Below are 23,386 nucleotides of genomic sequence, written 5' to 3' on the forward strand. Positions count from 1 at the left end.
CAGATATAAAGAAGTGATTGGAAAATGAAAGGAATTTGATTGTTATTAGTTATCGTGAACAATATCTTATTTGATGATTTCATTTTTTATTTAGCAGTTAGAAAATCGTTGATAATACTCGGAATTTCATTTAAATCATTAATCACAAAATCTGCACTGTCACAAGTAACACCATCTGTATTTTTCCAAATCGATTTCATTCCGACTTTATTTGCAGCATTTATATCGTTTTCAGGGTGATCCCCTACAAAAAAGCTTTCATTAGGTTGTACATGCAAATGTTTTAATGCCTTTTCGAAAATTTTCGGATTGGGCTTTTTGATTCCTTCCTTCTCAGAGATCAAAACAATGTCAAAATAATCCTCTAATTCTAATGCACTAATATTATAGCTTTGAAACGGTTCTTTTCCATTTGTTATCATTCCAAGTTTAAAATTTATATTCTTTATATTATCTAACATTTGATATAGATTGGAAAAAGGAGTACAACTATAACGGAATTGATTTACATAATCATGCAACAACTCTTCCCATGTTAAATCCTTTAACCTGAATTCTTTTACTAACTGCTGATAAACTTTATCCTTCCACACCATACCTCTGTTATCCAGTTCAATAAAACGATATATATATAGATCTTTATCTATATGTTTTAAAGCATTATAATATTTATTATATTGTTTTTCAGCAAAAATATTTATGGAAGTCTCCCTGTCTAACAAAGTGCCATCTAAATCGAATAGAACTGCCTTGATAAATCATCACCAGCCTTTTCTTTTTATTATAACAAATGAAAAGAAAGGAAGGGAATTTTGAACAGGAACGGGGTGAATTTGGTGTTACTACTACACCATGTATAAAATGAAGTTACAGCAATTAACCTATGTATTTATCTTATTAACAGGATTCTCTATCGGCATTCATCAAGCTTTTGAAAACAATTTCACGCAAATTACTATGATTATATTGGTTATCATTACTTTCATTTTAATTGCAAAGGACATACGCAATTCGTCTAAGGAAAAATAAATACTCTTTTGAATAATTAGAAGAGCACTTTTCACCTCTATGATTTAACACAACTCAGCTATTATAAGACATTGTCTCTAGACAAATATAAAAACCTCACAACGATTATCGTTGCAAGGCTTTGGCTAGCGTCCCAGGCAGGATTCGAACCTGCGACCCACAGCTTAGAAGGCTGTTGCTCTATCCTGCTGAGCTACTGGGACATGGAGCGGGTGAAGGGAATTGAACCCTCGACATCAGCTTGGAAGGCTGAGGTTTTACCACTAAACTACACCCGCATTATGTATGATTATTAATTTTGTTTTTTTACAACGCTCTTACATGTTCCTGCATCTTCTAGCTATTTCATTGATGATAATGCTTCGGAACTACTCGTTGTTTACTCGGTGGATGTATCGCTCGTGGCTGAGGTTTTACCACTAAACTACACCTGCATCTCTATGTATTATAGTATGTATCTCGTTAACGGACAAGTACCATTATATAAACTTGCGTCACTATTGTCAATATAAAATTATAAATTTATATATAGTTATTTCATCACGTTTTATTCATATGCTAAAATCCAGCCAGCAGAATCGATATCTGCTGGCTTCTTATTTATGTTAATGAAGTTTGATAAGCAAGACTGGAAATCTCCTGTTCATCTTTTGTGTAGAAACGAATATCGATATTTTTCAATTGTTCTTCAGCTGTCAAGATCGCATAAGAACCGGGGTGTGCACTTCTAGGCTGTCGGATACTCCCCGGATTAATAAATAATTGATCCTTGACTTTTTCAGCACCAGCTACATGTGAATGACCAAAGCAAATAATATTTGCTCCCAATTCTTCAGCGCGATAGGAAGCTGGCATCAAAGTTGATTTAATTTGAAATAAGTGTCCATGCGTAACGAAAAAGTGTAATTCTCCTACTTTGAAATCAATTTCTTCAGGTAAACGGAAATCCATATCCATGTTTCCTTGTACTGCTTTAAATCCCGTGAGTTCCTTACTATCTACATCAAGCTCCGAATCACCACAATGGATCATTGCATCCACTTCATTCTCGTATCGAGCTTTTATTTCAGATACTTCACTTGTCCAACCATGACTATCACTAAGTATTAAGATTTTTGGCATATCCTCCACTCCTTTTACAACTGCATTACCCAGTTTTCGATTTTGTCTAACGCTTTTTTGCGATGACTAATCTGATTTTTTTCTTGTGGGGTCATTTCTGCCATCGTTTTTGCACTGCCAGTTGGGTAGAAGATCGGATCATAACCAAAACCATTTTTACCAATTGCTTGAAAACCAATTGTTCCTTCGCATTCACCACGTTTAAAGATCGTTTTCTGTCCTGGTTGTGCTATTGCCAATACACATACAAAACGGCCAGTACGTTCAGCTTGAGATACATCTTGCATCTCAGTTAATACTTTTCCCAGGTTTGCCTTATCATCTTTATCCTCTCCAGCATATCTAGCTGAATAAACACCTGGAGCGCCATTTAGTGCATCAATCTCTATTCCTGAGTCATCTGCAATTACCGGGGTACCGAATTTTTCACAAATCGCTTCTGCTTTAATGGCTGCATTTTCTTCAAACGTTGTACCTGTCTCTTCAATATCATCAACCGGTTTTGACAAATCTAATAAGGAAGAGACTTCGATTCCTAACGGGTCAAATAATCCTTTAAAATCCTTCATTTTTCCTTTGTTTTTTGTTGCGATTATTAATTCTTCCATGTTGAAAAAGCTCCCCTAGGATTGTTCTATGTTTTCTTGATAAGGTTTGATTGTATCTGCCTGAATTTTAAAAATCTCTTTTAAACCTTTTTCAGCCAGGGCTAACATTTTAGTTAGTTGCGTGCTTGTAAAAGTTGCTTCTTCACCCGTACCTTGGAGTTCCACAAATTCTCCTTTACCAGTCATCACCACATTCATATCGACATGTGCTTGTGCATCCTCCGAATATTCTAAATCTAAAATTTCCGTTCCATCTGGTAGTACACCTACAGAGATAGCTGCAAGATAATCTGTAATAGGTAGTGATTTTATTTTCTCTTCTTCTAGTAGTTTACCTAATGCATGTACAACTGCAACAAATGCTCCAGTTATCGATGCAGTTCTTGTACCACCATCTGCCTGAATCACGTCACAATCAACCCAAACTGTACGCTCACCTATAGCATCTAAATCCACTACTGCTCGTAGTGAACGTCCAATTAAACGTTGAATTTCCATTGTTCTTCCGGAGACTTTACCCTTTGATGACTCGCGAATATTTCTTGTCTCTGTTGCTCGAGGTAACATAGCATATTCAGCAGTTATCCAGCCTTTTCCTGAACCTCTCATAAAGGGCGGGACACGGTCCTCGACACTAGCATTACATATAACTTTTGTGTCACCAACGGTAATTAAAACGGATCCTTCGGCATGTTTAGTAAAATTAGTTTGGATATCAATTGATCTAAGTTGATCTATTTCTCTCCCAGTTTCACGCATTCTATTTCCTCCTTACATACTGTTCTATCTTAACATATTTTCTCAGTACATGGGTTTTTCATACATAAGAAATTTTCTTAACAGATTACACCCGTTTCAAATATGAAACGGGTGTATATCATTCTATATTGTTTAAAAAGTCACAGCAAACAGTTTGACCAATGCGTTGATTTAGATGCTTTCAGTTGGTGTAACCATATCTCTTGAAACTGGTTCTGTATATGGTTGTCCACTTTCGCTAATCACTTCTTCATGATTTTCAACATTTACCTCAACTGCGTCGATATCTTCCTGTTCTGTTAATGTGAGTACGATCGATTGCATCACCTCATCAGCGATTACACCTTTCGCACTATTGGATAATATATTTTCGTTAAAGTTTAATGAAAGGATCCCATCTTCAAAAACAGGTTCAGACGCAAGTTGTGAGCCGTTGTTAATAAAGTGCTGTAACGGTAAATCAAAGGATGGACCATTCATTAAAGCTTGTACAACAGATTGATGTGAATTCTCTTCATCCATCGGTATATGCTGTGTTATTGGGACAAAGTAGACCATTTCATCGCCTTGCATTGGAAAGTAAAGCGTAGTAGCCTTACTTTCCATTAAATCAATACCACCAGCTTGATGAACGTTAATTCCATTAGCTCGTGAATACCCCTCAGTTAGTGGTGTGCCATTTACTGGCATAGCATCTTGCGCTTCTCCTTCGATCCATAGTTTAACACGATCAACATTTTCAAATTGTGTTAAGGTATGTGTCATTGATTCTAAAATTTTCTGTTCATTCTCTGCTTCATATGTTGTAAAATCTTCCGAAACATTTACCACTAATGTCCCGTCTGCTTCTAAGTTCAAATCAATAATTTCAGTTCCAGCAGGTAAAACTGCCTGAAATCCACTTGGTAACATCGATGTAACAGGCCCATCCTGAACTAGATATTCTAGCACTTGCTTCGCCACTTCTTTTGATTCAGGAGATGGCATTTGTACTTCTTGTGGTACTACTAAACCATTTTGATCTAACAAATATAATACCCTAGTAACTGTGTCGGCAGTATTCGCTGAGTCTTCCCCTATTGTATCTTCCTCTGACTCACCCTCTTCTACTGGATCTTCCTCTAGATCTTCTTCAATTTCTCCTGCGTCACCTTCCTGAATGTTTTCCAGGTCATCTGTTAATTCTGCATCTTCAGGTGGTGCATCTATTTGATCTAATGTCTGTTCTCCTTCAAAAACGCCACAACCCACTAACAATAGCAAACTTAATAATACAACTCCTGCATACTTTTTAGCCAAATCGATTTTCATAACCGATACCTCCTACGATGGTTTGTACTACTATGTATACGAGCTTATTATTAAAATAGACCAATCAAAATAATCTTTAAAAATGTTATAATAAGGAAAATTTCTTTTGAAGGGGATTGCAGATTACAGGAAGTCTTTTTAAATATAAGAAAAACCGGCAAACACCGCCGGTCCTTTTCTAAATGCTAAGTTGATCTGCGATTGCTTTAGTAGCCATTATGAAATATATAGACCGTATGACCACCACTCCGGCTGCCCACTTCCCTTTCCATGGGGTTTGTCCTTCAGCTAACTTTTTCGAGCAAAAACCGCTCGAAAAAGTGGATCTTCAGGCCAAACGATTCCCACAGGAGTTGAAGTGAGCGGCCTTCGCTTTATGCATGCGCTACAACATATGTCAGACCTGGCCACTTGGGTTATTATCCCTGTGAGAGTGCAAGAAATGGCATTGGAAATCACTAATAGTGGTTATAAAACCAATATGCTTTTTCTGATATTCGTTGTAGTAAAAGGTATAGCGAAGGCCGACCGTTTCGACTCCTAAGGGATTAGCATGATCTGAAGATCCACTTTTGCAGGAGCGTACTCCTCCTGCAAGAGTTAGCTGAAGAGCATGCCCCTTGGAAAGCGAAACGGTCAGCCGAAGCGGGTGGCTTGCACACAATAACTTTCATAATAAACAACATGACTTGTCTACGATATCTTTATTTATTACACACTTTAAACGTGAATAGGATACCAAAATGCTGTGATACCAACGGTTATATACTTTCCTACCTTATTAAAAAAAACATAAGATTTTCTCTTATGTTTTTCCTAGGCTTCTTACCGTATTTAATTCAATTTTATCTACTGCGTCAATTTTCTGATTTAACCAACGTGATGCAATTTCATGAAATACTCCAACATTTCCTGTGGTATAAAAATGATGTTGTGGTACCTGATCACCTTGATAAAGCTTATTTTGATATTCTAGAATGGTGCTGACTTCTCTTGCGGTTTCTTCTCCAGACGATATCACGGTCACGGTTGAACCTACCTCTTCTTGAATCAACGCTTTAATCATTGGGTAATGGGTACAACCTAATATGAGCGTATCCATATTAAAAAATTGTTTTAAAGGTTGTAATGTTTCACTTACCACCTGGTATGCTTCTTCTCCGTGCACAATTCCTTTTTCCACTAAAGGGACAAATCGGGGGCATGCTAAATCATGTACTTCAATATCCGTATTTATTTGTCTTAATGTGTCCACATATGCTTTACTGCTAATCGTTCCTTCGGTTCCGACCACACCTATTTCAGCTGTGCGAGAACTCGTAATAGCAGCACGTGCACCTGGTTGAATCACCCCAACTACCGGAATCGTAAGTTCCTCTCTTAGCTGATCCAACGTAAATGCAGTAGCTGTGTTACAAGCAATCACTAACATTTTAATATCTCTTTCTAACAAAAAGTGGACCATTTCCCAAGTGTACTGTATTACTTCTTCTTTTGGCCGCGGACCATATGGACATCTTTTTGTATCGCCCAAGTATATGATCGATTCTTTCGGTAATTGACGAATTAATTCACTCGCTACTGTAAGTCCGCCAACTCCTGAGTCAATAACTCCAATTGGTTGCTTCACTATCATCGCCTCTTTACAATTTTGCATTTTCTGTTTGTTGTCTCATTTCTCGATGAAGGAGATGTAATAGCCTTGACAACTGTTCCATATCCTCTTCTTTAACATTCGTTAAAACCTCACCTAAATATTTCTGTCGTTTTTCAATTACTTCTTGGATAATTTTTCTTCCTTTTTCTAATAGGTGGATACGAACCACTCGTCGGTCCTTGGTATCTTTCACTCGTTCCACTATATCATTCTTTTCCATACGATCAACTAAATCCGTTGTCGTACTAAAAGCGAGGTTAATTTTTTTGGATAATTCACCTAATGTTAAATCTCCATGCTCTAATAAAAATTGTAAGGCAATGAATTGTGGGGTTGTAATAGGATAATTATTTAATATTTCTCGACCTTTTTGTTTGACGATCCCTGATAAAAATCTTAATTCTCTTTCGATATCTACAATTTGCTCTGCTTCTTTACCCAAATCAAAACGCCCCTTCATACATAAAAATACATAAGTTTACTATAACATTTTTTCTCGATTAAATGTTATACAGAATCTTTTAGGGTTGACAAAATGAAAGCGTCTAGCAAAGGCTAAACGCTTTCGTCATTGTTAATCTTAAAGAATAATATGCACAGAATGCTGCAACAGTTACAGGTTAGTATCTGGCTTTTTTTTGTTGATTTTTACTTTCAAAAGAACTTATTTGGCAAATTGCAACGATCAATTCCATCGCTCCGAACTGCCTTTTTGTATATTTTATATCACGGTATCACATTGTTGATAATTGTTGATTGGAACGATTATTACCTGTACCAACGACGAATAAACTCGTTAAGAAGGCTACAAGTGAAACAAAAATAGCCATCATTAATCCTAAACCTGCCATAAATAAGTCTTCACCAGGATAAGTTGGTTCTAGTGTGGCATACCAATAACTGAAGAAAATAATCATTATGACGTAAAAACTGCTTCCTATTAGAGCCATTTTCCATTTGTTTAGCTTACTTCCTCGCCAAGAATGTGCAAATACAATCCATACAAATATACTGATTATTACTGCAACAACCATAACTAACAAATGTACATACGGAAGCATTAAATAGCTTAAACCAATTAATATCAATATAGTAGACGTAAAAAAAAGCGCATTTACCCCGAATAATATCCCACCAGTAATCCAATAATTGTTTAACCACTTATGTTTTTCTACGTCTAGTTGTAACTTAACAAAAGTCTCTATTTTTTTGACAATTGGCTTTCGAAAGAATAAAAAAAGAATAATTGCAAAAACTCCAACTATTAGAAAAGTACTCATTATTATGACCTCCTATACTTTTTATCCGGAGATGGTTTAATGCCTTATACAAAGAATCGTCCTGCAATTTATTATCAAAAAGTCGGCAATGGAACAGCAATCATATTCATCGCCCCACCAGCAATGGGACATTTAACATTCCGTTATCAAACATTACTTCAAGATAACTTCACAGTTATTACATTTGACAACAGAGGGGATTGCCGTAGTGCTCATTCTGATACAAAATTAACTTTTTCTCATTTTGTAGATGACGTAAAAAAAGTACTAGATGAAAATGAAATCTCAAAAGCAATTGTTTGCGGCTATTCTAATGGAGGCTTAATCGCTCAACAATTTGCTATATCTTATCCAGAACATACATTAGCACTTATTATGTTAGGAGGTTACCATTCCCCCAAAAGCCTTATGCTTCGTACCGAATACAAAATAGGGATAATGGTTGCTAGAAAACAATGGATTCCATTGCTAGCAAAAGCACTTGCTTTCAATCATTTTTCTGATAAAAAAGCAGCAAACGAAATGGAAATAGAAATCAAGAAAACGAATGCGGACATGTTGGCACAGCAATATCAATTAGGCTTGAATTATGAAAACGAGCAGCAACTACGTAATATTGATGTACCGCTATTAATTATCTACGGTGCAAACGATCATTATGTACATCCGTATCAAAACATCTTTCGCAACAAATTAAAAGATGTGGAAGTTGCCTATGTCCATCGTTCTAAACATCAAGTACCTACTAAATATTTTCATGAATGTAATGCCATTATTTATGAATGGGCGAAGCGAAAACAATTAAAATAAGCATTCATTCATACAAACAAATCATACCAAAAATTGTATGTGATTAGAACCAGAAACGATAAATTATTTAACAAGGCTGCCCTCGCTAAAAAGCAAACTCATTTAGACAGCCCTGTAAAAAGTTTCTAGATAAAATCCCATGATAATGGGGTTCCTTTTTCGATGCTCTGATTAACTGTTCTACCTAGACACATCTCATAATATTTGGGCGCTAAACCAAATCCAGGACGAATAACACGGATATTATTACGGGTTAATGTTTCCCCTTTTTTAACATTTTTCGTGAGATAAATAGAGCGCCGATATTTCTTGGACTGATCTTCTGCTTTTGTAGGACCGTAATGGACTTGCCCCATTGCCTGCCAAGCTTTTTTCGTCTCTTGCACTAGTAAGCGGAATTCATCTGGCTCCAATGAAAACTGTGAATCAACTCCCCCATCTTGTCGAGAAAGAGTAAAATGTTTTTCGATTACGGATGCGCCTAAAGCCACACTCGCAACAGCAACACCGCTTCCTAACGTGTGATCTGATAAGCCTATTGGACATTGAAATAAATCGTGCATATGTGGAATGGTTTTGATATGACTATTTTCAGGGGAAGCTGGGTACGTACTCGTGCATTTTAATAAAATGATCTCCTTACAACCTTCTTCTTTCGCTGCCGTGACCGTTTCTTCAATCTCTGATGCCGTACACATTCCGGTAGAAATAATCATAGGCTTTTTTGTGCTGGCTACTTTGCGAATCAATGGAATATCGGTACACTCAAAGGAAGCAATTTTATAGCAAGGTACATCTAATGTCTCTAAAAAATCAACCGCTGACTCATCAAAAGGAGAACTGAATGCGATCATCCCCAATTCTTTACTACGGTCAAAAATCGATTGGTGCCATTCCCATGGTGTATAAGCTTCCTGGTATAAATGATATAACGATTGGTTTACCCATGGACTATTTTGATCCGAAATGACAAAGTCTCCTTTTTCGACTTCTAATGTCATCGTGTCTGCCGTATATGTTTGAATTTTGAGTGCATCTGCCCCTGCCTTCGCAGCAGCTTCTACTATTTGTAATGCACGATCCAAGGATTGATTATGATTCCCTGACATCTCTGCAATGACAAATGGTTCGTGTATCGTACCAATTTTCCGATTGTCTATCGTCACTTCCTTCATCGGCTCCCTCCTTTCCAGTCTTCCTTAAGCAAACCCAGTGCCCACACATTATAATATTGATCCTCTTTCATAATATGTTGACGTAACGTACCTTCGACTTTAAATCCAAGCTTTTGGTGAAAATGTAAGCTAGTACGGTTGGTTTCAATTACTTCCGCACATATTTTTCGCACTCTCTGATCAAAAATGTGATTGATTGCCAAAGTAGCCATGTTTGTTCCTGAACCTTTAGGTACATGTAATTCCCCAATGTAAAAACCCCAGAAACAACGCTGATGCTGCTTTTGCTTATCAAAAAATTGCACAAGTCCGATTGGTTTCCCATGTTGGATATAAATGAACACATCATGATCAGAATCAGTGGATACCTTCTCATACCAATTTACATGTTCCTGCCAGGTGATATCTTTATCGGTATACATATATCGTTTAATAGGTTCACTATTTCGCCATGCTAATACTTGTTCTAGATCAGTCTCTTTCATCTTTCTCAAAAAACTATCTGTCATCAGCTCCCTCCTTCAATATAAAGCGTGTAACGGAACGGTGATCAACATTTTCCCTGAAGACTGATAACTGATCTGCCATTCGTTGGAACAATTGAGGTGTATAGATTAATTGCCATAGTGCTTCTCTTATATCTACTGTCTTTACATCCATATTTTTTCCCAAGTGGTACAAGAACCCTTTGGCATGCAGATGATCTAATATTTCCGATTGATTATCCGCGACTTCAAGGGTGATTGCAGGTAATTGCATATAGCACCTTTCCCACGTTGTTGTGCCTCCCGCTCCAATTGCGATATCCGCTTCAGACATCAATTCAGCCATACGATTTGTTTGTTCATATAGCTGCACTTTTTCATGTAGCTTGGCAAATTGTCTTAGATCTTGAATTTGCGTGTTGGATGTACCTGTAACTATATCAATTTGCCAATTTTGATCGGGAATCTGACTGATTGCCAGTAAGGCTTTTAACGTTTCATTGGTTGGATCACTCCCGCCAAAAGAAACAAGCATCCTATCAATACTGGATCTCCTTTTCAGTTTAATCTTCGCTGTCACAAATTCCTCTCTTAATAAAAGATATTTTGGACCCAATAACAGATCAGTATCAAGTTGAACCAATTGTTGATATCGTTTCTCCATGTTTGGAAGCAAATTTTGATCCAGCAAACTGTCACAATAGTGTGCACGGTTTGCCAGATCATCGATGACCATCAATCGGTCAACAAAAGGTTTCACGACAGACTCCCAGCGATAATCTAATCCATAATGATCTACAACGAAATAATCAAATCGAGAATATTGTCGAATGAGTATCACTGTTTCTTCTGCATCCTTTTCCCAATTTTGCTTCAAATCGTCTATTGAGTCAGAATGATTGAAAACTCTGACAGGAAACCCTTTTCCATTGATACTAGTAATTAAATTTCCTGGGAAATGATGGCAAAAAAAGATAACCTCCACACCATACATTCGTAACTGCTCCGCTAACACTAAACAACGCATTATATGACCAGTACCAATATGCTGCGACGCATCTGCACGAATACCAACTCGCAAAGGGAATCACCAGCCTTTTTGTTCAATGTTTGCATTGATCTTTACCCAATCTACTTGTTGTTCTAATAATGTGATTACGTCCTCCAAGGTAAAATATCGATGTTTCGGTTCCATTGATCTGATGATTTTTTCGATTAATTGAAAATCTTCTAATGTGTCTACAGTTAAACGGTAGTTACTATAATTTGTATGATGAAGGACATTGACTATATGAAATTGCTCAGGATGGTCTCTGATATAGGTAGTAACATGTTCACGATCACTAATACGATTTGCTATATTGTTAATTTCATCTAATGTCTCCCTACCAAACACCTCGATATCATAACCTCTTGGATAACTTCTTTCCAGAACATTTGTAACATAATCAGCGTTCTTATTTGTTTCAAAAGCTTTGATAACATGATCGATTGTTTGTGCATCTATCAATGGACAATCAGCTGTTAAGCGAACAATAACATCGGCTTGTGTCTCGTTAGCTGCTTTAAGATAACGGCTTAACACATCTTCTTCCGATCCTCGGACATAACGAATCCTTTCACTCTCGCAAAAATCAACAATTGAATCATCTCTTCTTTTGTTTGTTGTGGCAACAACTATTTCATCTAAATAAGAAGATTGTTTAATTCGGTCTATCTGGTACTTTATTAACGGCTTGCCAAGTACTGTTCGTAATACTTTTCCAGGTAATCTCGAGGATCCCATTCTAGCTTGAAGAATCGCTACAATTTTCATGATGGCACCTCATAATAGTAGAGGACTTTCTTCACTGCCGTTATAACATCCTCTACATCCGTTTCTCTCATTTTTGGAAAAAGAGGTAAGGTTATAATTGCTTGATACAACGTTTCTGCATGTGGACACAGACCTTTTTGGTACCCTAACTGCTGATAATAGGGGTGATAGTATACAGGTATATAGTGAACATTTACTCCGATATTTTCCTTTTGTAATGCTTGAAATATTTCTGTTCTGTTCGCTTTCAATTTATTTAATTGTAGTCGTATTACATATAAATGCCAGCTGGAGTTCGTATCTGGTAATTGGTATGGTAAACTTATCAGATCAAGCTCACGAAATGCTTCATTATATTTATCTGCAATGGCTCTTCTTTTCGCTAAAAATTTTTCGATTTTTTTTATCTGACTTAATCCGAGAGCCGCTTGCAAATCTGTCATCCGGTAATTAAACCCGAGTGATTGCATTTCATAGTACCAAGGTTGGTCTGAAACAGCTAATCGCTTCAGATCCCGAGTTATGCCATGACTTCTGAAGTCTCGTAATTTTTGAGCATAGACCGGATCATCGGTTGTAATAATCCCACCTTCTCCCGTCGTAATATGCTTTACCGGATGAAAGCTAAACATTGTCATATCTGCCAGTGGTCCTACCTTTTGTTGATGATAACTTGCACCTAACGCATGAGCAGAATCTGAAATGAAAGGAATAGCATATTTAGCTGCGATCTCTTGTATTCGTTCGTACTCCACTGGTTGCCCGGTAAAATCCACGGTTATGATCGCTTTTGTTTTATCTGTAATAAGTGCCTCAATTGCCTTAGGTGAAATATTGTAGGTGTTTGAGTCGATATCAGCAAATAGGACATCTCCACCCTGATAAAGAATCGTATTAGAAGTAGCAGCAAAGGTAAGTGGTGTCGTGATCACTTGATCATTTTTTTGAATCCCTACTGCAAAACATGCTCCATGAAGTGCAGCCGTCCCACTGGAAAAGGCAACTGCGTATTGGGCACCAACATAGTCTGCAATCTTTTGTTCAAATTGCTCAATCGTTGGACCAGTTGTAAGATAGTCGCCTTTCAACACGTTAATAACTTCCTGAGTATCAGAGCTATCTAACCATTGTGTCCCATATGGTAAATAACTTTCTCTTACTGGTTTTCCACCATGTATTGCTAATGTTTGTTCAGACATAAATCATCCTTCCTTTTAAATAAGATTAGTAGATTGGATCCATTCTTCTGTCTTCTGAATCCCTTCTTCCAAGCTAAACTTTGGCTTCCAGCCCAATAAATCTTTCGCTTTATCATAGTTACATAATAATTTAGGAATTTCGCTTTGCGGATGGATATGTGTGACGTATTGAATACGATTTTGATCCTTAGCGATTAATATTGCCAGCTCATTTATACTGATATCTCTGCCTAGTCCTGCATTGATAATCTCGCCATTCGTTTCATCAGCATACCCGGATTCCACTACAAATCGGGCACAATCTTCGACGTACAATAAATCACGCGTTTGTGTTCCATCGCCATAAATCGCTAAAGACTTTCCGGTTAATTTATTTTTGATAAAAATCGCCACAACCCCACCTTCACCGCCTGTTTTTTGATAAGGACCATACGTATTAAACGGTCGAATCACGGTGACAGGCAGACTATAAGCATGATAATAAGATAACACCATATTCTCAGCCGCTAATTTGGAACCAGCGTAAGGTGAAGCTGGTTTTACTGGATTTGTTTCATCAATACCATGATCATCATTTGCTTTTTCATATACCATACAAGTACTCATAAACACCATTTTCACCCAATGTTTCCGGCATGCTTCTAACACATGAAACGTGCCTGTTACATCATTATTAAAAGTGGTTTCTGGATAATCTATACTGTCTTGAACATTGATACTAGCACCTAAGTGGTAACAGATATCAAATTGCTCTTTAAACAAATCATTCAAAAGCTGTTCATCTTTGATATCGCCTTCTAGTAATCCTTGAAAAAGTGGATGCTGTTCAAACTCTTTTAAATTTTCTTTTCTGCCATTTGACAAATCATCTAACACCCACACATGATGATTATCCTCTAATAATTTTGCTACAACCCAGCGCCCGATAAAGCCTGCTCCCCCTGTTACGAGAATGTTCAACAATACCACCCTTTCTATTGTCAGTAATTTTATTTCCCTCAGGCTTTTTCAATTTATTTTAGATTTGTCTTTTTAAAAATTCTTAGTGTATAGTTGGGAAGTCGCGCCGATTCACCAGTTGCTTCTTCCACTTGTTCAAAACCTAAATCCTCAAATATTCCCCTATAATCACGTGGAAAAATACGCCAATGTTCATAGTTCTCTGCTTCAAATGTTATCAAGTAAGATTTTGTTATCCTTGCAATATGATCAAACAACCACTCACTATCTGGATGAATATGTTCCAACACCGCCATCGTAAACACTAGGTCATAGTGATCTTGTTCCATATGCTTTAATACAGACTCTGCAGAAGCATGAATGATATCCGTATGTTCTGCTAGATCTGGGTAGTTTTTATGCAATTGTTCGACAGCTTCCTGACTGATTTCAATTCCTGTTAACTCTTTATAGTTATTTTCAAATAAATGGTGCAGGTTCCTCCCCACATTACATCCAATTTCTAATATACGTTGGTTTGTTTGTATATATTTCTCTATATAACTTAATAAAAAGATACTCCGCTCTGTTGCTACACGATACTTTTCTGGATAACTATTATTTTTCCAATATTCATGAATCTCTTTTAATGATTTTTTCACTTTATAACTCCTTTCGTTAATTCATCCACTAAATTTCGCAGACGTTGACCAGAAGAACTTTGATCAGGGTAGGCGTAAGCAAGAAATTGATCTTGAATCTTTTGTGCTGGTTTTCGCCATTTAGCATGTTTGAAATACAATTGGATAACGTCAGCTAATTTCAATGGATCATGATGGACTAACATTTCTAACTTGTTGTAATATTCCGTATAACTCGGAAGCTTCGTATGCAAAATAAAGACCGGCTTACCTACAAGCATTGCTTCTAATGCAACCGTAGATGTATAGGAAACAACGGCATCAACATGTGGAAGAATATCGTAAAGTGTAAGGTTTTTGGTAGATTTTATTTTCGAATATTGAAGAAGTAGTGGATGCCGTTCATCATTTGGAAAATCCCTCAAAATGATATTGAGATTTAATGTTTTTTCTAAATGCTCCAATAATATCTTCCACTTATTCATATTCCGTTTTCCCCGAACAATTAACAATAACGTTCTTTTTCGTTTATCTAATTTTAAATACTTTATAAATTGCGCTTTTGTGAATGCTGGTTTTTGGATACTTTGATCAAATCTCGGATGGCCAATTATTTTCACACCATCTTCCGAGACACCACTTTGCAAGTACCAGTCTTTTTCAAATTGACCATAGACTGCGTCTACTGTAGCAACTTTCGGTAGATAACCAAACTCATTGCCAATAATGCCGTGTTGCATACAGATCGTAGGGATTCCATGCTTTTTCGCTACAAAAGCCATCACCCTGCCAAAATGATTAGGACTTGACATGATCACTGATGAGATGGTAGTTTTTCTTAACAAGTGTTCCATCATCTCTATCTGATCGATTACAAAATTGATTTTTTTATAAAGCATATGTTGAAATATATGATTCTGATAAAGATGATCAACAGGGAATTGTGCCAGAAGAGTTTGTATTTGCTTTTTAATTTTTGCTTTAGGTTCATCCGTATTACGTGATAAATAATCTTGTAAATAATAAATATTTTGTTGAGCTTGATCATGTGGATACTTATAGGTTTTTATAAAAATGGTTTTGTTTTTCTCAAAATATTTCTCGAAAGTTTCAGTTGGTATACGAAGTAAAGAATCTTCTAAGAAAGCAATCTTCCCATTTTTTCCTTTCTGCACTGTGTTCCATGCTGCTAGATAATGCGTAAAAACATCTTGCACTTGTTTTCGATCAGTTACATGATGATGCGATATCTGTTTCAAGGATTGTTTTGACATTTGATCCCAAATATCGGTGTGATTACGAATAAGGCTGGGAAAATGAACGAGATAAGATAAGCGATATCCTCGGTAGACAACTTCTTTAAAATCCTCAACAAAATCAAGAAATAGCGACCAATAATTTTCCCTATAAATATTCATCTGTTCATCCTCCCTTTGCTACTAATTGATCAATTAACAGGTTAAGACGAACAATCGATTTCTGAGTGTTTGGGTAGGCATAGCTAAGAAATTGTGTTCTTAATTTCTCTGCATATTGTCGAAAATGTGGTTGCGTGAAATAAACGATTAATTTTTCAGCTAATTGTTGAGGATCATATTGCATGAGTTCTCCTAATCTTTGATAATAACCAGTTGTACCAGGAAAATCTTTATTCAAAATAAAAACCATTTTATTGCTTAGCATTGCCTCTAAACCTACTGTAGAGGAATAAGCAATCACAGTATCCACGTGTGGGAATATGTCGTATATTCCATAACCTTGCGAAGCGAATACGTTGGGGAACTCTTTCGTGAGCTGGTGTGGTTGCTTGTTAGGATAGTTTTTTATTATGATATTAAATGATAGCTTACTGTTGAGTGTATGAATGAATTTTCGCCATTGAGTATTATCTTCGTTTCCTCGAACAGCTATCATAATTGTTTTTTGATTTTTGTTTAAACCTAAGCGTTGATAAAAAAGCGTACGATTTATTCTAGTTGGACTGTAAGCTTGATCGAATCGTGGATGACCAATGATCTCGAGAGAATTCCCCTCTACTCCAAGCTTTTGATACCAGTCTTTCTCAAATTGACCATAGAGTGCATCGACAGTTGCGATTTTGGGAATATATCCTAGCTCACTTGAAATAATACCATGCTGCATACAAATCGATGTTATGCCTTTACTTGAACCTAAAACCGCCAGAATTCGACTAATGAAGCTATGCGTAGTTGATACGATGATACATGATATATTTATTTGTTTAAACCATTTTTCTGTCTTTTCCATATAGGTAATGACAGATGAGATATTTTGCAGTAACCACTTTTGAAAAGAAGGTCGACTATACAATGGATGGTCTTTATATTTTGCTAATAACTGTCTAGCGTGTCTCTGTACTTGTTTTATTTGTTCCTCTACTTTTACTTGCATATCACCGAAATAATATAACGGAATGCGTTGAATTTGCTTTGGCTTATTTTTCTGTTTTGTAGTTACCACTGTTTGATTAAGAGGTCTTACACGATTTTTCTTTTTTACACGTCTTCTATAATTATTTTGAACGGATCCATTTGTTATGATAATGGTATTAGCAGGTGAAAATTTCTGTTGCATGTTTAAATTAGGAAAACGAAGTAACTTGTCGACATGTATTGCAATTTTTCCTCCAGGTCTAGGTTGGTTTGATTTGTGTTTTTCAATAAATGCACTAAATTTATCTTGTATTTCTTTCGAAGAAATAACTTCATGTTTTGCATATGGTGTATAGAAGCCCTTTTGCAAATCGTTCATTAAATGTTGCTTAGGCAACACATAAGCCGGCAAATGGCAAAAATGGACAATTTCATACTTTCGATAAGTTAACGATTCAAAATCATGAAGAAAATCGAGATACATTGACCAATAATTCTTTAGGAATTTGTCCATGATTTCCTCCTTTTAAATCAGATTTGCTCTAGTTAACAATTGATAAAGTTCCTTTTTAGAGAGTACTTTCTCGTCTACAGAACTATAAGTGCCCGTTTTTGCTTTTATCGCATTAGGATAAGTGACGTCTTCATCTATTGGAATTACAAACATATCGGTAAACTCCCATGCATGTAAAGATTCTTCATAGGTCATTAATTCCTCATACATTTTTTCACCTGCTTTTAAGCCAATGATTTCAGTAGTCACTTGTTGATCTGATTTTCTAATTAATATCTCAGCTAAATCTCCTAAACGAATCACTGGCATTTTCAGTACGAAGACCTCTCCTCCTTTCGCTTCTTTTAGCGCATTAATCGTAAGTTTCGTTGCTTGTGCTACAGTCATCATGAATCTAGTCATTTTTGGATCCGTTACAGTTATTTTCTGTTCGGTCCGTATTTGTTCCTGAAAAAGGGGGATTACTGAGCCTCTTGACCCCATCACATTACCAAAACGGACACTCGCAAATACGTTATCACTTTCTCCAGATGCTGATATTAAACGTTCACCAATTAATTTTGTTGCGCCGTAAGCATTAGTTGGAGCAATCGCCTTATCTGAACTGGTAAAAACTACCTTTTTAACCTTCTTTTCTATTGCTGCTTTCATTACATGATAAGTCCCCATAATATTTGTTTGAACAGCTTCGATTGGATTCTTTTCACAGGTATCGACTCGTTTCATTGCTGCTAATTGCAAAACATAATCAACATTTGTCATTACTTCCTCTACCCTATCTTCATCGCGAACATCACCGATTACAAATTCAAGTAAGTTATTATGGTGGAATTGTTCTTTTACTACATGCTGTTTATATTCATCGCGACTGAATATTTTAATTTTCTTTGGCTGCTCTTGTAACAGTTCAGCAATGACGCTTGTTCCAATTGTGCCGGTACCTCCAATAACTAATATGGTTTTATCTTTAAAAAACACTGCTGTCCCTCTTTCCTTTTTTATAAGGCTTATTAAATGGTACTTGTATATGTATATTGAATAGTCGGAAAACAGTAACGACCGTAGCCTATTCAGAGTTACCCAATTATATGTTAGATGTATAAGATAAAATTTGAGCTTAATTTTAATCAAAAAAAAAGAGAGGGTTATTCCTCTCCTTCTTTTTGTTCTTCATTTGTTAAATCCTCTGAACTAGTTACTACATCTATTTCTGGTTCTTGATGTGCTATTTCATTGGATTCTTGGATTATATTAGTATTCTCTTCCGGTTGTTGTTCTGAAAGCATCATTCCTACTGCCTTTTTTTTACTTGATCCATGTTTTTTCTTTTTACTTATTTCCCCATTGGGTTCTGTTGTAGGGAAAACTACCGGACATTGTACCGGGATGGTTGGCGCTGGACAAGGCGGAACTGGTAATACATCACGAGGCTGACAGAAATCTGCTTCTAACTCAATCGTAACCTCAAACGTCGATTGAATACTTTGGCATAATCTTACTGTCAGTGTCACATTTAACTCATCTATTTCTGTAGTTGTACCTGTATCACAATTCACCGCACATACAAAACAATTTAAATCTGTATATGATACATTAATATCCGTTCCTTCTGGTGCACATAGTATCACTTGTTCACAACGCGAAAAAGTTGCTGTGCCAATTTCAATTGCACCCCCACCAAGCTCTGGTATCAGTTGTGCATATACGATTACATCAAAGCATTTACGAATATTGACAAGTTGTAATGTGACTTCTTCTTCGTCTATTATAAATACCTGATCTTCACGATCTAAAATCACAAACGAATCTTCTTCGGCTGGTGTAACCTCACATGTCACGCTATTTAAGTCAATATCGTCACATTCTAATTGTGCACCAGTCACCGTATTAATCGGCAGCTCCAATCCATCTACATTTAAATCAAATGTTGCCTCGTTTAGAACCCAGTCATATACTTTTTCTGTATTGATACACAGTAATTCCTGCCCACCTGCTATGTGGTTGATTGACATTTCTCTTACACACCTCCATTATCCTCATTTCCCTATAGACTATGAAACCAATAGGCAAAACGTTAATGTTATTTCACGGTTTAACGAAAGAATCATACATTAGATAGTAGGCAATAATCACGAAAGGAGATCAAAAAAATGAACGAAAATACGGATCAATTAGATATAGAAAATCTAAGTGAGGTTCTTGCGGCACTCCAAAATGAGGTACAGTCCATTAAAGGGGATGTGGAGAAATTACGAATAGCGAAATTGATCGATAAATTAGAACTATTTATTAATGAAATGAATAACGTGAAACAGGATATGCATCAACTCCAACAAGGTTTAGCACAGATAAAAAAACCGTTAACATCTAAGGCACCACAATATCAACCATCCGATTACAGTAAGTTGCAAAGAATGCTCCAGTCGGTTCAGAAAGAAAGCACTCCTTCCAGCCAAAACAATTCTAATAGAAAGTGGAATACTCCCAAAACGGAGATAACAGCTATTCATACCAATAGACGATAAATACCTAGTTTTCCAGCAACACTTCCATTCGTCCATACCTTTTTTAAACATAAAAATATACTAAAACTGACAATAAATAAAGGAGATGGTTCGTATGAAAGCTAAACAAATTACCAATAAAGTAGGTAATTACTTTAAAACATCAAATAAACCAATAGTAATTACTTCAAAAATTAAAAAAAATGCAATAAGAAGAAGAAAAGGCGGCTGTTGTATGAAATAAGTTAAACTGTACTGACATGGAAAACATGTGGTGAAATTTGTTTGATTGTTCGCTTTATTGATTGTTTTTCGATTTGGTCCAGTTTTTGATAAAAAGATGTAATTTCTTCTTCTGTTAAAGAAAACTTGCGCTTTTGCTTTCGAAGATTTTTTTTCTGATGGATCCTCAAGTTCGAAAGGTTATGAGGTGGTGATGGCAGCGAAATCGTGTTACATAAATCTAAAATATAATCCACGGAATAACTATCTATTTCCCATCTACAATAATGATACAACCTATCATCACCAGGAATGACAGCCTGATGGTGTAATAGATGATCCACTGTATCATGTAATTCTGTTAAGGTCGTTGCCTTGAACCCTAATACATTCGGCAGTTCTATTTCTTCCGTATCAAAAGGTAAATAGGCAATCACTGGCTTATCCAAAAGAAATGCTTCAATTCCCGATGTACAACCATTATGAATCACGATTTTTGCCGCTAATAACCATTTATTAATGGCTCCTTCATGGACTACATGTATATTTGATATTTTTTGGAACATTCGCCAGTACGAATTAAAATTTTCGGCTGGATGAGGACGAATAACAATGTTTAGGTGTGGAAAATGTCTTGCAGTCTGTTTAATCATTTCTAAAAAAGATTGATAAAGTGCTTTGATATGTTGGACAAAGACCGTTTCTTTTTTTCCTTTTGCGGCATTATATAAAGAGAATCTTGTATTGATTAAAATAAAATCGCCATATTGTTGTTGCAGGCTTTTTACTTCATCCTGGTACACCTCTTGAAATTTAGGCTTTAGTAAATCAAATCGCGGATTACCTACGACATGACATTTATCAGCCATATCAGGATATGTATCAGTTATGATTTGTTTTTGGTACTCACCCCAGCAATATTCATGTTCTACTAGCTTTAATGTATCCTTTCTCATTCGATCACGTATATATTTATTTTTTTCAATTAATAACCCTTCTTCATCCAGTTCAACTACAGTTTGGCCATGTTGAATAGCATTTGTGACCATTCGTTTTCGAAAGCCTTTTGGTCCGCCTTTTGCAAAATAAATACCTGATTGATAATTAGCTGCTGCTTTTGCCACTAATGGAAGGTCACCAATAATTACTTGATAGCCTTGGCGTACTGCGTAATAGGAAAGAAGTAATTTGGCATCTAGTTCACGAACTTTCACTTCTATTGGTAAATATAACCACCGACTAGTCATTTTCACTACTTCCTTTTGCCAGAACTTTTAATAACTGAATCACTTCTTCATAGCCTTGACGATTGCTCTCAACATGCCGGTCTAGTATCTCTGACAGTTCTGATAAATTAACATTAGTACTATCCATACTATTACTGTTATTTTTCATAAATAAATACATGAGCAGCATATGTAATGTTTCGTTTTCTAAATATATAAAACTATTATTCTTTTTGTACTCTTCATTACTCATACGGCCCATATAATCTTTCATATATTGAGTAATCATTTGATTGATATCAAATGATTGTTGATCTCTTTTACTTTTTTTCATTTAGATCGCCCTCCTGTTGCCGATCTGCTACCGACCCATTCAGGATAATCTGATTCAATGCATTCATACCATCAGGTAACTCATTTCCATAGGTGAAACCTTGAATCGTTCCAGAGTATTTACTGGTTGGAATCCATTTAACTTGGAAATTTGAAAAAGTCAATGTTTCACCAGCTTCGATTGTCTGTTTCTGTATGGGTCTAAGCCAGAACTCTTTTTTGTCAGATGGTTCATTGATTCGCTCCCAAGCATCTGAAAGTCTTTGTGATTGTTTGGAATTATGATAAAGATATTTCCCTGAAAATTGAAAGTCAATATTAGATGTAATTTTTAAGCCTATGTGTGGATTAGTTAATGGTTTATTTCCAACATTCTGAATATGAAAAGAACCGATACAATAATTCTCGCGTTCTTCTCGATGGAACAGTTGAAAGGAAAATGTAAAATAACAAATAATTTTTAAATGTTCTGTTACACCTAAATCTTGAATTAAGCCTTTAATTTGGTCTAAATAAGATGCTTGCTCCTCTTGCCAGTCGATTAACTTCTGTTGTAGTTCCTGTTGATCAGACATAAATACACCTCTTTCGTTTGTCATGGTAGCTAAAAAAAAAAGAAAGAGAGGATTTTCCCTCTCTTTATCCCTATGTTGATGATTTATCCGTTATTCCCGTTACTAGGGAAAACTACAGGGCATTGTGCTGGAATAGTTGGTGTCGGGCATGGTGGGAATGGTAAGATGTCACGTGGTTGACAGAATTCTGCTACAAGCTCTAATGTTACATCAAAAGTAGACTGGATGCTTTGGCATAGACGTACAGTTAAGGTAACATCTAATTCATCTGCTTCAGTTGTAGTTCCTTCATCACATGCAGCAGTACATACAAAGCAATTTAAATCTGTAAACGATACATCTATGTCTGTTCCTTCTGGCGCACAAAGAATCACTTGCTCACAACGGGTAAATTCTGCCGTACCAACTTCTACCTGACTGCCACCGAGTTCTGGCACTAAGTTTACAAATACAGTTACCTCGAAATTTTTACGGATGTTAACAATTTGTAATGTTACTTCTTCATCATCCACGATAAATACTTGATCTTCACGTTCTAATACAACGATTGGATCCGTTTCAGCAGGAGCAACTTCACATGTCACTGTGTCTAAATCAATATCAGCACATTCTAACTGGTCACCAGTTACAGGGTTAATTGGTAATTCTAAGTCTGGTAAATTTAAATCGAATGTTGCTTCATTCAAGATCCAGTCATATACCTTCTCTGTATTAATACACAGAAGCTCCTGCCCTCCTGTTAGATTATCCATTTGCATCGAGCAAACACCTCCAAATAAGATTACTGT

At 36.2% G+C, this 23,386-nt stretch carries 28 protein-coding genes and 2 tRNA genes; 5 read left to right on the plus strand and 25 right to left on the minus strand.

Translation table 11 applies throughout. The annotated features are described in order from the left end of the window. Positions 1 to 86 precede the first annotated feature (86 nt). Positions 87 to 755 carry an HAD family hydrolase gene (locus GI584_RS14630; protein WP_153791672.1) on the minus strand — a complete coding sequence of 223 codons (669 nt, stop codon included), beginning with the start codon at positions 753 to 755 and terminating at the stop codon, positions 87 to 89. 97 nt (positions 756 to 852) lie between these two features. Between GI584_RS14630 and GI584_RS14635 the strand changes: the two genes are divergently transcribed. Beyond that, a complete protein-coding gene (locus GI584_RS14635) occupies positions 853 to 1,029 on the plus strand; it encodes a hypothetical protein (protein ID WP_194842001.1) in 177 nt (58 codons plus the stop codon). Positions 1,030 to 1,158: 129 nt separating this feature from the next. On the opposite strand, the gene GI584_RS14640 is transcribed toward GI584_RS14635, so the two are convergent. The 6 genes from GI584_RS14640 to GI584_RS14665 form a co-directional block, all read right to left on the minus strand. After that, positions 1,159 to 1,232, minus strand: a tRNA-Arg gene (locus GI584_RS14640). Between the two features lies 1 nt (position 1,233). Continuing rightward, positions 1,234 to 1,307, minus strand: a tRNA-Gly gene (locus tag GI584_RS14645). A gap of 322 nt (positions 1,308 to 1,629) precedes the next feature. Further along, the gene (locus GI584_RS14650; protein WP_100360013.1) at positions 1,630 to 2,151 is read right to left on the minus strand and encodes a metallophosphoesterase; all 522 of its coding nucleotides are present in this window, start codon (positions 2,149 to 2,151) and stop codon (positions 1,630 to 1,632) included. A 14-nt stretch (positions 2,152 to 2,165) separates the two neighbouring features. After that, on the minus strand, positions 2,166 to 2,759 hold the full coding sequence (locus tag GI584_RS14655) for an XTP/dITP diphosphatase (RefSeq protein ID WP_153791674.1): 594 nt from the start codon (positions 2,757 to 2,759) through the stop codon (positions 2,166 to 2,168). Positions 2,760 to 2,774: 15 nt separating this feature from the next. Further along, the gene (gene rph / locus GI584_RS14660) at positions 2,775 to 3,518 is read right to left on the minus strand and encodes a ribonuclease PH (RefSeq protein ID WP_153791675.1); all 744 of its coding nucleotides are present in this window, start codon (positions 3,516 to 3,518) and stop codon (positions 2,775 to 2,777) included. Positions 3,519 to 3,689: 171 nt separating this feature from the next. Further along, complete coding sequence (locus GI584_RS14665; RefSeq protein WP_153791676.1) at positions 3,690 to 4,829, minus strand: GerMN domain-containing protein; 1,140 nt, start codon at positions 4,827 to 4,829, stop codon at positions 3,690 to 3,692. A gap of 358 nt (positions 4,830 to 5,187) precedes the next feature. Here GI584_RS14665 and GI584_RS14670 point away from each other — a divergent pair, with 358 nt between their 5' ends. Then, positions 5,188 to 5,373 (plus strand): hypothetical protein, encoded by a 186-nt coding sequence (locus GI584_RS14670; protein WP_194842002.1) that lies wholly within the window; start codon positions 5,188 to 5,190, stop codon positions 5,371 to 5,373. Between the two features lie 261 nt (positions 5,374 to 5,634). On the opposite strand, the gene racE is transcribed toward GI584_RS14670, so the two are convergent. The 3 genes from racE to GI584_RS14685 all read right to left on the minus strand — a co-directional run bounded on the left by racE (position 5,635) and on the right by GI584_RS14685 (position 7,766). Then, a complete protein-coding gene (gene racE, locus GI584_RS14675; RefSeq protein WP_325063402.1) occupies positions 5,635 to 6,459 on the minus strand; it encodes a glutamate racemase in 825 nt (274 codons plus the stop codon). A gap of 13 nt (positions 6,460 to 6,472) precedes the next feature. Further along, positions 6,473 to 6,928 (minus strand): MarR family winged helix-turn-helix transcriptional regulator, encoded by a 456-nt coding sequence (locus GI584_RS14680; protein WP_228552246.1) that lies wholly within the window; start codon positions 6,926 to 6,928, stop codon positions 6,473 to 6,475. A 292-nt stretch (positions 6,929 to 7,220) separates the two neighbouring features. Continuing rightward, positions 7,221 to 7,766 carry a hypothetical protein gene (locus tag GI584_RS14685; RefSeq protein ID WP_100360006.1) on the minus strand — a complete coding sequence of 182 codons (546 nt, stop codon included), beginning with the start codon at positions 7,764 to 7,766 and terminating at the stop codon, positions 7,221 to 7,223. A gap of 39 nt (positions 7,767 to 7,805) precedes the next feature. Here GI584_RS14685 and GI584_RS14690 point away from each other — a divergent pair, with 39 nt between their 5' ends. Then, complete coding sequence (locus GI584_RS14690; RefSeq protein ID WP_100360005.1) at positions 7,806 to 8,576, plus strand: alpha/beta fold hydrolase; 771 nt, start codon at positions 7,806 to 7,808, stop codon at positions 8,574 to 8,576. Between the two features lie 125 nt (positions 8,577 to 8,701). Here GI584_RS14690 and pseI read toward each other — a convergent pair whose 3' ends face one another. The 11 genes from pseI to GI584_RS14745 form a co-directional block, all read right to left on the minus strand. Beyond that, positions 8,702 to 9,751 (minus strand): pseudaminic acid synthase, encoded by a 1,050-nt coding sequence (gene pseI, locus GI584_RS14695; RefSeq protein WP_153791678.1) that lies wholly within the window; start codon positions 9,749 to 9,751, stop codon positions 8,702 to 8,704. After that, positions 9,748 to 10,260, minus strand: a complete 513-nt coding sequence (pseH, locus tag GI584_RS14700; protein WP_153791679.1) for a UDP-4-amino-4,6-dideoxy-N-acetyl-beta-L-altrosamine N-acetyltransferase — start codon at positions 10,258 to 10,260, stop codon at positions 9,748 to 9,750. The genes pseI and pseH overlap by 4 nt, the downstream gene beginning before the upstream one ends. Beyond that, positions 10,250 to 11,317 carry a UDP-2,4-diacetamido-2,4,6-trideoxy-beta-L-altropyranose hydrolase gene (gene pseG / locus GI584_RS14705; RefSeq protein ID WP_153791680.1) on the minus strand — a complete coding sequence of 356 codons (1,068 nt, stop codon included), beginning with the start codon at positions 11,315 to 11,317 and terminating at the stop codon, positions 10,250 to 10,252. Before pseG ends, pseH begins: the two co-directional genes overlap by 11 nt. Before the next feature lie 6 nt (positions 11,318 to 11,323). After that, positions 11,324 to 12,052: a cytidylyltransferase domain-containing protein gene (locus GI584_RS14710; protein WP_100360001.1), complete on the minus strand. Its 729-nt coding sequence runs from the start codon at positions 12,050 to 12,052 to the stop codon at positions 11,324 to 11,326. Beyond that, positions 12,049 to 13,251, minus strand: a complete 1,203-nt coding sequence (gene pseC, locus GI584_RS14715; RefSeq protein ID WP_153791681.1) for a UDP-4-amino-4,6-dideoxy-N-acetyl-beta-L-altrosamine transaminase — start codon at positions 13,249 to 13,251, stop codon at positions 12,049 to 12,051. Before pseC ends, GI584_RS14710 begins: the two co-directional genes overlap by 4 nt. Positions 13,252 to 13,266: 15 nt before the next feature. After that, the gene (locus tag GI584_RS14720; RefSeq protein WP_153791682.1) at positions 13,267 to 14,211 is read right to left on the minus strand and encodes a dTDP-glucose 4,6-dehydratase; all 945 of its coding nucleotides are present in this window, start codon (positions 14,209 to 14,211) and stop codon (positions 13,267 to 13,269) included. A 53-nt stretch (positions 14,212 to 14,264) separates the two neighbouring features. Next, positions 14,265 to 14,852, minus strand: coding sequence for a class I SAM-dependent methyltransferase (locus GI584_RS14725; RefSeq protein ID WP_153791683.1), 588 nt, complete (start codon positions 14,850 to 14,852; stop codon positions 14,265 to 14,267). After that, a complete protein-coding gene (locus GI584_RS14730; protein WP_153791684.1) occupies positions 14,849 to 16,249 on the minus strand; it encodes a hypothetical protein in 1,401 nt (466 codons plus the stop codon). Before GI584_RS14730 ends, GI584_RS14725 begins: the two co-directional genes overlap by 4 nt. Positions 16,250 to 16,253: 4 nt before the next feature. Continuing rightward, entirely contained in the window at positions 16,254 to 17,738 is a 1,485-nt protein-coding gene (locus GI584_RS14735; protein ID WP_153791685.1) for a glycosyltransferase family protein, read from the minus strand. A gap of 12 nt (positions 17,739 to 17,750) precedes the next feature. Continuing rightward, a complete protein-coding gene (locus tag GI584_RS14740; protein WP_153791686.1) occupies positions 17,751 to 18,716 on the minus strand; it encodes an SDR family NAD(P)-dependent oxidoreductase in 966 nt (321 codons plus the stop codon). A gap of 167 nt (positions 18,717 to 18,883) precedes the next feature. Next, a complete protein-coding gene (locus tag GI584_RS14745; protein ID WP_228552247.1) occupies positions 18,884 to 19,750 on the minus strand; it encodes a BMQ_0737 family morphogenetic spore coat protein in 867 nt (288 codons plus the stop codon). A 138-nt stretch (positions 19,751 to 19,888) separates the two neighbouring features. On the opposite strand from GI584_RS14745, the gene GI584_RS14750 reads away from it, so the two are divergent. Together GI584_RS14750 and GI584_RS24250 are read left to right on the plus strand one after the other, a co-directional pair. Continuing rightward, entirely contained in the window at positions 19,889 to 20,263 is a 375-nt protein-coding gene (locus GI584_RS14750) for a hypothetical protein (RefSeq protein ID WP_153791687.1), read from the plus strand. Positions 20,264 to 20,357: 94 nt separating this feature from the next. After that, on the plus strand, positions 20,358 to 20,486 hold the full coding sequence (locus tag GI584_RS24250; protein ID WP_267902826.1) for a hypothetical protein: 129 nt from the start codon (positions 20,358 to 20,360) through the stop codon (positions 20,484 to 20,486). Position 20,487: 1 nt separating this feature from the next. Here the strand turns inward: GI584_RS24250 and GI584_RS14755 are convergent, their stop codons facing one another. The 4 genes from GI584_RS14755 to GI584_RS14770 form a co-directional block, all read right to left on the minus strand. Next, complete coding sequence (locus GI584_RS14755) at positions 20,488 to 21,711, minus strand: surface carbohydrate biosynthesis protein (RefSeq protein ID WP_153791688.1); 1,224 nt, start codon at positions 21,709 to 21,711, stop codon at positions 20,488 to 20,490. After that, complete coding sequence (locus GI584_RS14760) at positions 21,704 to 22,024, minus strand: hypothetical protein (protein ID WP_100359992.1); 321 nt, start codon at positions 22,022 to 22,024, stop codon at positions 21,704 to 21,706. The genes GI584_RS14755 and GI584_RS14760 overlap by 8 nt, the downstream gene beginning before the upstream one ends. Then, complete coding sequence (locus tag GI584_RS14765; protein ID WP_153791689.1) at positions 22,011 to 22,598, minus strand: hypothetical protein; 588 nt, start codon at positions 22,596 to 22,598, stop codon at positions 22,011 to 22,013. Before GI584_RS14765 ends, GI584_RS14760 begins: the two co-directional genes overlap by 14 nt. 83 nt (positions 22,599 to 22,681) lie before the next feature. Continuing rightward, positions 22,682 to 23,356, minus strand: coding sequence for a BMQ_0737 family morphogenetic spore coat protein (locus tag GI584_RS14770; protein WP_100359990.1), 675 nt, complete (start codon positions 23,354 to 23,356; stop codon positions 22,682 to 22,684). Positions 23,357 to 23,386: the final 30 nt, after the last annotated feature.

The organism is Gracilibacillus salitolerans, assembly GCF_009650095.1.
Taxonomy (GTDB): domain Bacteria; phylum Bacillota; class Bacilli; order Bacillales; family Amphibacillaceae; genus Gracilibacillus; species Gracilibacillus salitolerans.

What these genes read in the sequence shown, in the direction of transcription:
- GI584_RS14665 (WP_153791676.1), bottom strand. Translation starts at nt 4,829, where the DNA reads ATGAAAATCGATTTGGCTAAAAAGTATGCAGGAGTTGTATTATTAAGT.
- GI584_RS14685 (WP_100360006.1), bottom strand. Translation starts at nt 7,766, where the DNA reads ATGAGTACTTTTCTAATAGTTGGAGTTTTTGCAATTATTCTTTTTTTA.
- pseI (WP_153791678.1), bottom strand. Translation starts at nt 9,751, where the DNA reads ATGAAGGAAGTGACGATAGACAATCGGAAAATTGGTACGATACACGAA.
- GI584_RS14650 (WP_100360013.1), bottom strand. Translation starts at nt 2,151, where the DNA reads ATGCCAAAAATCTTAATACTTAGTGATAGTCATGGTTGGACAAGTGAA.
- pseH (WP_153791679.1), bottom strand. Translation starts at nt 10,260, where the DNA reads ATGACAGATAGTTTTTTGAGAAAGATGAAAGAGACTGATCTAGAACAA.
- GI584_RS14750 (WP_153791687.1), top strand. Translation starts at nt 19,889, where the DNA reads ATGAACGAAAATACGGATCAATTAGATATAGAAAATCTAAGTGAGGTT.
- GI584_RS14735 (WP_153791685.1), bottom strand. Translation starts at nt 17,738, where the DNA reads ATGGACAAATTCCTAAAGAATTATTGGTCAATGTATCTCGATTTTCTT.
- GI584_RS24250 (WP_267902826.1), top strand. Translation starts at nt 20,358, where the DNA reads ATGAAAGCTAAACAAATTACCAATAAAGTAGGTAATTACTTTAAAACA.
- GI584_RS14635 (WP_194842001.1), top strand. Translation starts at nt 853, where the DNA reads ATGTATAAAATGAAGTTACAGCAATTAACCTATGTATTTATCTTATTA.
- pseC (WP_153791681.1), bottom strand. Translation starts at nt 13,251, where the DNA reads ATGTCTGAACAAACATTAGCAATACATGGTGGAAAACCAGTAAGAGAA.
- GI584_RS14770 (WP_100359990.1), bottom strand. Translation starts at nt 23,356, where the DNA reads ATGCAAATGGATAATCTAACAGGAGGGCAGGAGCTTCTGTGTATTAAT.
- GI584_RS14755 (WP_153791688.1), bottom strand. Translation starts at nt 21,711, where the DNA reads ATGACTAGTCGGTGGTTATATTTACCAATAGAAGTGAAAGTTCGTGAA.
- GI584_RS14690 (WP_100360005.1), top strand. Translation starts at nt 7,806, where the DNA reads ATGCCTTATACAAAGAATCGTCCTGCAATTTATTATCAAAAAGTCGGC.
- GI584_RS14745 (WP_228552247.1), bottom strand. Translation starts at nt 19,750, where the DNA reads ATGTCAATCAACCACATAGCAGGTGGGCAGGAATTACTGTGTATCAAT.
- GI584_RS14710 (WP_100360001.1), bottom strand. Translation starts at nt 12,052, where the DNA reads ATGAAAATTGTAGCGATTCTTCAAGCTAGAATGGGATCCTCGAGATTA.
- GI584_RS14765 (WP_153791689.1), bottom strand. Translation starts at nt 22,598, where the DNA reads ATGTCTGATCAACAGGAACTACAACAGAAGTTAATCGACTGGCAAGAG.
- GI584_RS14760 (WP_100359992.1), bottom strand. Translation starts at nt 22,024, where the DNA reads ATGAAAAAAAGTAAAAGAGATCAACAATCATTTGATATCAATCAAATG.
- rph (WP_153791675.1), bottom strand. Translation starts at nt 3,518, where the DNA reads ATGCGTGAAACTGGGAGAGAAATAGATCAACTTAGATCAATTGATATC.
- GI584_RS14730 (WP_153791684.1), bottom strand. Translation starts at nt 16,249, where the DNA reads ATGAATATTTATAGGGAAAATTATTGGTCGCTATTTCTTGATTTTGTT.
- GI584_RS14655 (WP_153791674.1), bottom strand. Translation starts at nt 2,759, where the DNA reads ATGGAAGAATTAATAATCGCAACAAAAAACAAAGGAAAAATGAAGGAT.